The organism is Azorhizobium sp. AG788, assembly GCF_943371865.1.
GTDB lineage: Bacteria > Pseudomonadota > Alphaproteobacteria > Rhizobiales > Xanthobacteraceae > Azorhizobium.
In genome coordinates, this window is record NZ_CALRWL010000020.1 from 76,268 (window position 1) to 86,328 (window position 10,061).

Below are 10,061 nucleotides of genomic sequence, written 5' to 3' on the forward strand. Positions count from 1 at the left end.
CCAGCGTCGTCGCAAAAAAAAGGGAGGAGGGCGGATGCGTACGATCGAGATTGTTCCGTCGGCCTCTGCGTTGTTGCAGTCTCTGCGAGGTCTTGGCTATTCACCCGAGACGGCCCTTGCCGACCTGATCGACAACAGCATCGCGGCCGGTGCGAGCGCGATTTCCGTCGATCTCGACTGGAACGGCGGTGAGCCTATCGCCCGGGTTCTTGACGACGGCTGCGGCATGGACGCGGAGGCGCTCGTCCGCGCGATGTGCTTCGGTGGTAACGGTCCCGACGGCGAGCGGGCGGAGACTGACCTAGGCCGTTTCGGGCTTGGGCTGAAGACCGCCTCGCTGTCGCAGTGCCGCCAACTGTCAGTCGTGACCCGCAAGGCCGGGGTTACCTCGGCGCTGGCATGGGATGTCGACGAGGTCATCGCCCGGCGCCGATGGGACGCGCTTGTGCTGGATCCATTGCCCCCTTCTGACCAAGTGATCATCCTGGAGGCGGGGGACAACGGTACCTTGGTGCAGTGGGAGCGCATGGACTCGATCGGAGGCCTCTCGGGCCTGGACCGGGACGCTTTCTTCCTTAGGGTGAGGGACATCGGCGACCATCTGGGTATGGTCTTCCATCGGTTTCTCTCGGGCGATGCGCGCCGCATCGGCATCTCGCTGAACGGCCGTGCCGTTCGCGGTTGGGATCCTTTCCAGCGGGCTCACCCCGCCACGATCACCATGCAGTCAGAACCCGTCAGGCACGCTGGAAAGATCTTCACCGTTATGCCTTACGTGCTGCCCCACAGAGATCGGTTCAACAACGACGCCGAGTATGAGGCGGCTGGCGGGCCCGGCGGCTGGGGCGAGCGCCAGGGGTTCTATGTTTATCGGGGGCGGCGCCTCCTGGTTCCTGGTGGGTGGCTGGGTCTCGGCGGCACCCGCGCTTGGACCCGCGACGAGGCAAGCCGTCTGGCCAGGATCGCCGTCGACTTGCCGGTGGGCCTGGATGCAGACTGGCGCATCGACGTACGCAAGTCGCAGGCGCGACCGCCGGGCCGGCTTCGCCCACGCCTCACGGTGATTGCCGGACTCTGCCGCGACAGGGCGAGGGAGGTTTTCGCTTGGCGTGGAAGCCGCGCCAAAGGACAGCTGCGGCAGGCCCGGTCGCAGGACGACATCTGGGCTGCGGGTTTCGGCAGTGCGCGTTACCGGATTAAACGGGACCATCCCGCTGTACGCGCCGTGAGCGAGGCTCTTGGCGGCAAGGGCGCACTGGTCGAGGGCCTGCTTGCGCTCATCGAGCGGAGCGTGCCCGTGGAGCGGATCTGGCTGGACGTGTCGGAAGCCGAGGGAGCCGCAACTCCTTCGTTCTCCGCTGCCGAGATCGCGCAACTCGCCCTTCAGCTCGCAGCTGTCGTATCGGCCATGCCGGCCTCCACGCCGCTCGAGGAGCGCCTCGATCAGCTGATCCGCCACCTTCCCGGCGACATGTCCGCGCTGCGAATCGCAGTCCTTCATAATCTCAAGGCCGCGTCATGAACGTCGACCCGCAGTCCACCCTGACCAACATGGCGCGGCAGCTGCTGAGATCGCAGACGGGCGCTGTCGTCGACAAGCCCGCAATCGACAAGGCCATGGCCGTTGTGGCGCCCCTGGTCTCGGCGACGACCGGTCACGTCTTTTCCGATGCGGATTTTGCCGCAGTAGCCCGTGTCCTGGAAGTGCTTTTCGTTGTTGAACAGGGGGAAGCCCTCGGGCTGAAGGACCGGCGGCGGCCGCCCGACTGGTATGTTGGTGACCGTCGGCGTCCTGGCCCCTTCATGGACCGGTATCTTGAGAAGCTGGCCGAGGCGAACTGGCCCGAACAGTCGATTACCGAATTGCGGGAAAGCACGGCCCGGGTTCTTGAGGTGCTCGACGACCCGAAGCGGGGCGGCCCGTGGGACTGGCGTGGACTCGTCGTGGGCGATGTGCAGTCCGGCAAGACGGCGCACTACGCCGGCGTGATCAACCGGGCCGCGGACGCGGGCTATCGGGTTATCGTCGTCCTCGCCGGAATGCACAACGTGCTGCGCCTGCAGACTCAGGATCGTCTGGAATCGGACTTCCTCGGCTACGATACCGATCCTGACTCGTCCTCTGCCGACGGTGGTCGCAAGGTGATCGGCGTCGGAGGGATCAATCCGCGTCTGATCGTCGACAGCCTGACGCTGTCGACGGTGAAGGGTGATTTCAGCCTGCAGATCGCACGCCAAGCCAACTTCGCGCCCTTGACACAACCATGCCTGCTGGTGGTCAAGAAAAACGTCAGCATCCTGAGGAATCTGAACCGCTGGATCACGCGCCTTCCAGCTGAGTCTCGCGAGGCTCCGCTGCTGGTCATCGACGACGAGGCCGACCAAGCGTCGGTGGACACCAAGGATCAGCCGCTCCTGCCGGACGGAACCTTTGATGAGGACTATGATCCCACGCGTATCAACGGCGAGATTCGCAAGCTGCTCGGCGCCTTTGACCGGTCGGCCTACGTCGCCTACACCGCCACCCCGTTCGCCAACATCCTCATGCACGACGAACGAACAGCTGAGGAATACGGGGCCGATCTGTTCCCTTCGACCTTTATTCTCTCGCTGACGCCACCGGACGACTACTTTGGTCCGGTGGCCGTATTCGGCACCAATGACGAAGGCGACGAAGGCGGGCTGCCCCTCGTGCGTTACATAGATCAGACGGGCGAGCGCTGGATTCCGGACACGCACGACAAGACTTTCCGGCCCACATTCGGCGGAGTTGACGAATCTCCGCCGAGCCTGGACGAGGCCATTGACGCCTTCTTGCTGTCTTGCGCAGCCCGCGCGGCAAGGGGGCAGGAGCGGGCGCATAACTCCATGCTTGTGCACGTCTCGCGTTTCGTGGATGTCCATGACCAAGTCTATGGCCAAGTCCTCCGCCGTCTGGACACGGTTCGGGCATTGATATCCGGCCGCGACACTGAGACTCTCGGCCGTCTGGCAGCGATGTGGAGCGCCGATTTCGTGCCGACGACGGCAGCGGTCGCAACCACGGTGTGGGGGCGCAACACCGTCGTGGTCAGCTGGTCCGAAGTGCTGGCCTGTCTATCGGACAGCGCCGACAAGATCCGTGTCGCCGTGACGAACGGCAAGTCGAAGACCGGCTTGGATTATGACGCCTATGCAGAAACGGGTCTCTCGGTCATCGCGGTCGGTGGAGACAAACTTTCCCGGGGACTGACGCTCGAAGGCCTGACTGTCAGCTACTTCCTGCGCATCTCGAAGCAGTACGACAGTCTCCTCCAGATGGGACGGTGGTTTGGATATCGTCGGGGCTTTGCCGACCTCTGCCGACTTTATACCACCACTGATATGGAGGACTGGTTCCGGCACGTTGGGACTGCGAACAAGGACCTCCGAGCCCAGCTGGCGCATATGCAGCTGATGCTGGCGACACCCAAGGAGTATGGCCTGCAGGTTGCCGGGCACAGCATCATGTCCGTAACCGCAGCAAACAAGCAGCGATATGCGTACAGTCGGCCAGTCGCCTTCGCCGGTGAAGGGAAGATTCAGACCACCTTCTTTCGGGACAAGGTGACGGCGGATCAGAATGCCGACCTGACGGAATCCTTTATCGAGATGCTTGGAGCGGGCGTGCTGTCGCCAGTGCGACCTGCCGGCGGCCCAGTGGCCAATGGTGAGCTCTGGTCCGAGGTCCAAGGTCGTTTGGTCGCCGACTTCCTGCGCGGCTTTGCCTTCCCGCCGGAAAACTACGAGATCGAAGGCCGTCGCCTCGCTGGCTACATCGAAGATCAGCTCAAGGAAGGCGAGCTTACCGATTGGACCGTCTTCCTGGCAACGGGGGACCGAGGCAAGCCGGTCGAACTGGCTGGTCGCACCTTCCAGAGCATCCGACGATCTCCTCGTGACGACAAGTCTACGAAGTCCCGGTTCATCGTGAGGAGCATTCTGCACCCGCCCGACGAGGCGATCGACCTGTCAGACACGGAGTTTATGGAGGCTCTGGTCGAGACCAACGCTCAAAGGGCGCTGACCGGTCAGGTGGCTACCGACCGACCGTCGGGCCCCAGCATTCGAACCATTCGAGGCCGCCGTCCGCAGAACGGGCTGCTGATCATCTATCCGATGGATCCCGACCTCGCGGGCACGGGCAGCGGGCGGCCACTGATCGGAGTCGTCGTCAGCTTCCCGGAGAGCGTCACCGCCATCCGGCGCATGTATGTCGAAAACATGGTGAGCCGGCGGGAGCATGACGCGTGAGCGAAACCTGGGTCGACGCCCTTCAGGACGCTTGGGCCGAGCTGGCGCGGCATCAGGTACGCACGCGCCAGTTCAGGACGCAGCGCTTGGCGCCGGAATTACCGCTCGACATCTATGCAGCACTGCGAGCGGCAGACGACGCGCCCTGCCTGCTTGTCCCCACCCTGGCGCCGGCCTCGGTCTTTTTCGAGGTCGGAGGCATGCGGCTGAGCTCCGCGCCAAATGACGATGGGCCCTTGCTCGTCCTTTCCCTGGAGGATCATGAACAGGCAGATCTGTTCGTCACTGTCTGTTCGGACGCCATCCAGGTTGCGGCCCTTGAGGTCAAAGCCGACTCCCTAGCGGCGTTTCTTAGTCGTCTCGGCGCTTGGCGAAGGTTCCTGAAGGAACGCAGGACCGGTCTCTCGCGACATGAGGTGATCGGCCTCATTGGTGAGCTTATGGTATTGCGGCGCCTGGTTCTTACCGACCCGACGCTGCAGGAGGCCTGGGCTGCTCCCGCGGACGGCCTTCACGACTTCGACCGGCAGGGACACGCGCTGGAGGTGAAGTCGAGTCTCGGCGTCGCAACGTCGCTAAGGATCTCGACCCTAGATCAGCTCGATGACGCGGGTCTACGCCTACTCGACCTGCTGCACGTCCGGCTCGTCGAGACGGCCGACGGACAGTCCCTCGGTGCCCTGATCGAGGAGATCGAAGCGGTGCTACCGGGAGATGGCGCGCGGCGCGCCTTCAGCAACGCTCTCCTTCGTCGCGGCCTCATGCCGGATGATGTCGGTGCCAGGGCGGCACCGGTGGTCGAACTGCGAAGTCTGTCGGCATTTCGAGTCGGCTCGACCTTTCCCCGACTGACCCGCGCCGGCGTCCCTGGCGCGATACGCGACGCAGACTATGACCTTGAGCTGCGTGGTATTGATGGGCACACAGGTGATGTAGACGTTGTCTTCTCGGCGTTTTCCAGGGGTGGGGCGAATGGTTGACGAGGGCGTGCAGCGCTTTGCAGAGGCGCTTGGTGCGGATGTTGAAGAGGGCCTGAGCCCGGACATGCCATTTTCGGCTGGCGTCTTTACGCGACTTGTCCTTGAACGCCTCGAAGACGCTGGTCATCTCGATAATACCTTCGACCTTCATCAGGAAGGACGCCTCGGTAACGCCGTCTACCGGATCGACGGCTATTCGTTCGACGATGATAGGGGCCGACTTGACCTCTTCACGACGATCTACGTCGGGGAGACCGATCCAGGCCGTGTCCCCACAGCCGACTCCGCGCGCGCGTTTGAACGTGCTCTTCGCTTTGCCGGCGCCTGTCTTGACGGTCTCGCCAGTAAGCTGGAACCCTCGAACACGGACGCCAGCGACCTCGCTCGCCGGATCGAGACCGAGGCCGAAACTCTCACGGGCATTCGCATCGTCCTGCTGACTGACGGTGTGATGGCGGGCTCAGTCCCCGAAGGAGCCGAGTGGCGCGGCAGGAGCGTCGAGTTCGATGCCTACGACATCGTCCGGCTTCAGCGGGTGTTGGGCGAGGGCGAGACTCGCGCCGATATTGAGGTCGATTTGGTGGCGCTTGGCGGCCATCCCGTTCCCTGTCTGCACGTGCCATCGTTCGACGGGGGGTATGACGCGTTCCTGGCTGTGTTGCCAGGCGAGGTTCTCTCGAAAATTTATGACCGGTACGGGGTGCGCTTGCTCGAGCTAAACGTACGAGCCTTCCTGGGCCTGAAGGGGCGCAAGACGGTAAATGCCGAACTTCGGCGCACGATCGTCGAACAGCCGTCAATGTTTCTGGCTTTCAACAACGGTTTGGTGGCGACGGCCGATGAAATCGATTTCGGTCAAGACAGTGACGGGCCGCCTTCAATTCGGCGCCTGAAAGGCCTGCAAATCGTCAACGGGGGCCAGACGACTGCCTCGCTTCACCGGGCGCGTCGAAAGGAAAGCCTGACGCTCGAACACGTCGCCGTGCCGGTGAAGATCATCAAGGTTGGCGGGGCCGACCTCGCGGAGATGGTCACGTCGATTTCACGCGCGGCGAACCGGCAGAACACAGTCCAACTGGCGGACTTCTCGGCCAACGACTCGTTTCACCAGGACATCGAGACCCTGGCGAACAACACTTGGCTCGACGACGGGAAGGGCAGATGGTTCTACGAGCGGGCTCGTGGATCGTATCTCGCGGCGGAGGCCAAGGCGGCGTATCGCAGGACCGAGCAACAAGCATTCCGTCTGCAAACACCCAAGCAGCGGCGGCTCAGCAAACTCGATGTGGCCCGGTACCTTTCGGCCTGGGCCGGCCTTCCATATCGCGTCTGCCTCGGCGGCCAGAAAAACTTTCAGTACTTCATGCAGCGGCTGAAGGATGAGCCACCTTCCCCCCCTGACACTGAATGGTTCAAGCGGCTTGTAGCGATTGGCATCCTTTATCGCAGTGTCGAGCGCATCATCCGTGCCATGAAGTTTCCGGCCTACGGGGCTCAGATTATCGCCTACATCGTTGCCGGTCTGAGCCACCGGACCAGTGGCCGTATCGACTTCAGCCGCATCTGGACACGCCAATCGATCTCACCGGAGCTGGAGAACTTGGTGCGTGCGTGGGCGCCCGCAATGGATGCCGCGATGCGCGCCTCGGCCGGCCAGTTGAACCCAAGCGAATGGTATAAGAAGGAGGCGTGCTGGATTGGACTTCAGGACGCCTTGCCCCAGCTCGTCGACCCCTTGCCGCCCGACCTCGCATATAGCAGTGCGGAAGGTGAAGCGACGGGCTCAACAGCGCCCCGCGCAGGCATTTCGGCGGCGGAATATGAACGGATCGCTGGCTGCATGGAAATCAGCGGTGCGACTTGGCTCGAAGTCGCGGAACGGGGACAGCAGTCTGGCATCATCCATTGGAAGGTCGCCGGAATCTGCCGGAGTGTCGCCAGCTATGCGGCGGGCGGCTGGCAGAAGAAGCCTTCAGCGAAGCAGGCCAAGCCCGCCCTTGACGCCTATGTGGCCGTTGAGCGCGCCGGCCTGCTGGCCACGTCCTCAACTATTCAGGATTAGACTGGCGCAGAGCGACGCCACACGAGCCCATCCCAAACATCAGATCATTGGCGATTAGCCAAATGTCAGCTTATAGCGCGAAGCGCTTAGACCAGCAGCAAGCGTTTATCCCAACTGGTGGCGGTGTTGCATACGCTCCCATCGTGGGAGGCATGCCGCAGATGTTGGCCGCTCAGTAGACGCAGCCTCGGCGAGTGCGTCTGGCGTGGGACGCTAACGAGATTCGGCCCCAGATGGACGGGCTGTCAAGAGGGGGGGAGTGGCGGGTGCCCGGAGGGGGGGGCGGCGGTGGTCGTAACCCCATATTTTAACACTGATTTTAGCACAGTGAGGGGTGCATAAATATTTTCTCTTTTAAAATCAATTTGATACTTGAAAGAGCCGCCGCAAGGCGGCTTTTTCTTTGCGCGTTTGTCTGTCGCCACCGAGTCGCCACCGGATGCGGACATCCGGAGGAGCGCCGGGAAAGATCCGCGTATCCGGTAGGTCGGGGCAGGGGCTCGGCCTAAGCAGAATGCGCCGTAGCGTCAGCGCCCCTGGATCAGCCCGCCGTTGGTGGTGACAACGACCGGCGCTGCTGGCGTGGTGGGCCTGCTGGTCGTGGCTGCGCCCGCGGCGCGCTCGCTTGTGTGGTCCAACAGTCGGCCTGGAACTCGGTGGCGTGCCTCGTGGAGACCAGGCTGAGGCGGCTCATACTGCCGCGTTTCACAACTGTGAGTTCCGCAGCCGCTTTCTGGCCTCATCGCCCATGGGCATGGGCGAAGTCCAACCCACTCCGCGCCTCTTGGCCGGAGATGGCGATCCAATGTCGCGCCAGATCCACACGGCGTGCCACCCAGACCCGCTCTTCAAGGCTGGCGAGCAATTTGAGGATGCCTTCCACGGCGGCAAAGCGGGCGGGACGGCCACAGATGCGCAGATGAAGGCCGATGTTCAACACGCTGCTGCGTCCCCGTTCGGCCTCATCCAGCAGCGTGGATAAAGCGGCCACGACGTAGCGCACGAACTGGTCAGGCTCGACGAAGCCATTGGGATGGAAGAACTTCATGTCGTTGCAGTCGAACCCGTACGGCACGACCAGGATCTGGCCTGCGCCTGCGCGGGCCAGATAGGGCAGATCGTCGTCAAAGCCGTTGGAGTCGTAAAGGAAGCCGAGTTCCGCCAGCAGATCGCGCGTGTGGATGCTCTGGCTGCCGCGACAGCAGAAGCCGAGCGGGCGCTCGCCGGTGGCCGCGCTGATGACGTCGATGCAGCGGACGAGCGACGCCCGCTCCTCGGCGCGATCCGCAAAGTCCGCGTGCGGGCGCCAAAGCCAGCCGTGGCAGGCAGGTTCGTGCCCTTGAGCGACGATGGCGGCCGCCAGACGTGGCAGGCGCTCCACGGCGCGTCCGCACATGTAGAACGTCGCCGGCCGGCCATGCCGCTCGAAGGCATCGAGGAACCGCCACAGGCCGACGCGGGTGCCATAGGCGAACATCTCTTCCTGGCCGAGATCACGGACGCCCGGCGGGACGGAACTGATGACTTCGCCGATCCGCTCGCTGACCGGATCACCATCTCCGACGGCCAACTCCGCGCCCTCCTCGAAGTTCACAACCAGGGAGACGGCGACCCTGGCGCCATTCGGCCAGATGACCGCAGGTGGATGACCGCCATAGCCAATGAGATCACGCTGTCGCATTTCGCTCCCCGAGCCACGTACGACGATTGTTAGAATGGCGGCGCATGATTGTCGACAATCAGCCATTGATTTTGTTGCATATTTATTGAGCAAAGAGTTGCCGAAGCGATCCGCTGCTGTCACAACTGAGCCACGAGCGAGATGCGGGGCGAGATGCGAAAACCAAAAGCAGCGTCAGTCGGCGGTCGGGGCACGATGGACCAGGACCTGGTGGTTCAGGGCATCCTCAAGGCGATCAGTCTGAAGCGCCTGCGCCCCGGCATGAAACTCGGCGAAATCGAACTGGCATCGGCCTTCGGCACCAACCGAACTCATATCCGGCAGGTTCTGTCGCATCTGGGCTCGCGAGACCTCGTCACGCTGATCCCGAACCGCGGTGCCTTCGTCTCGCAATGCTCGGTGGACGAGGCGCGGGCGATCTTCGAGACCCGCAAGATCTTGGAGCGGGCGGCCATCTCCGCGGCGCTTGACCGTTTCACGCCCGAGATGGGCAGGAACCTGTCGCGCCTGGTGGCGCTGGAGAAGGCGCATGGGCACAATGACCGCTGGGATGGCCTGGACCTGAGCGCGAGTTTCCATGTCGAGATCGCCCGGCTGAGCGGCAATCCGGTCTTGGTCAAGTTCATGGAAGAACTGGCGTTGCGCACCTCGCTCGTAATCGCGCAATACGAGCCGCCTGGCGCCGAAGATCATTGCCCGGACGCCCACCCGGATATCGCCGAGCGCATCCTGGCCCGCGACAAGGCCGGCGCCGTCGCGGCGATGGAGCGCCATCTGACGGAGATGCAGGCCCGGCTGAGGCTCGATGGCGGCGAGGAAAGCGAAGCCGACATTGCCGCCATCTTTCAGGATCTGGGCATCGTCCCCAAGGCAAAGGGCGGGACGCGGCGGGGGGCCTGAACGCGCCGGGGGAGGGGCATCTCTGCAGGATGCCCAAAACGCAGTCACTATGGCAACAATTTGATCTTTTAATTGTCAACAATTTTGATGATTGTTTGTCGCATGTGATGCGTTCACTCCTCAGAGCACCCGTCCATGCGCGCCGATGGTCCTTCATCTCCGTCAT

Annotated in this window: 6 protein-coding genes; 5 read left to right on the plus strand and 1 reads right to left on the minus strand. The window is 63.1% G+C overall.

All coding sequences use genetic code 11. The features are described 5' to 3' along the window. Window positions 1-34: 34 nt before the first annotated feature. Genes AAG816_RS13645 through AAG816_RS13660 form a run of 4 tightly spaced genes read left to right on the plus strand, consistent with a single transcriptional unit; the run spans window position 35 to window position 7,314 of the window. Entirely contained in the window at window positions 35-1,522 is a 1,488-nt protein-coding gene (locus tag AAG816_RS13645) for an ATP-binding protein (protein WP_341990191.1), read from the plus strand. Next, window positions 1,519-4,272, plus strand: coding sequence for a Z1 domain-containing protein (locus AAG816_RS13650; protein WP_341990192.1), 2,754 nt, complete (start codon window positions 1,519-1,521; stop codon window positions 4,270-4,272). Before AAG816_RS13645 ends, AAG816_RS13650 begins: the two co-directional genes overlap by 4 nt. Then, entirely contained in the window at window positions 4,269-5,252 is a 984-nt protein-coding gene (locus AAG816_RS13655; RefSeq protein ID WP_341990193.1) for a PD-(D/E)XK motif protein, read from the plus strand. Before AAG816_RS13650 ends, AAG816_RS13655 begins: the two co-directional genes overlap by 4 nt. Continuing rightward, window positions 5,245-7,314: an AIPR family protein gene (locus AAG816_RS13660; protein ID WP_341990194.1), complete on the plus strand. Its 2,070-nt coding sequence runs from the start codon at window positions 5,245-5,247 to the stop codon at window positions 7,312-7,314. Before AAG816_RS13655 ends, AAG816_RS13660 begins: the two co-directional genes overlap by 8 nt. A 739-nt stretch (window positions 7,315-8,053) precedes the next feature. Here AAG816_RS13660 and AAG816_RS13665 read toward each other — a convergent pair. Beyond that, window positions 8,054-9,118 carry a polysaccharide deacetylase family protein gene (locus AAG816_RS13665; RefSeq protein ID WP_341990195.1) on the minus strand — a complete coding sequence of 355 codons (1,065 nt, stop codon included), beginning with the start codon at window positions 9,116-9,118 and terminating at the stop codon, window positions 8,054-8,056. 87 nt (window positions 9,119-9,205) lie between these two features. Here AAG816_RS13665 and AAG816_RS13670 point away from each other — a divergent pair, with 87 nt between their 5' ends. After that, on the plus strand, window positions 9,206-9,895 hold the full coding sequence (locus AAG816_RS13670; RefSeq protein ID WP_341990196.1) for a GntR family transcriptional regulator: 690 nt from the start codon (window positions 9,206-9,208) through the stop codon (window positions 9,893-9,895). Window positions 9,896-10,061: the final 166 nt, after the last annotated feature.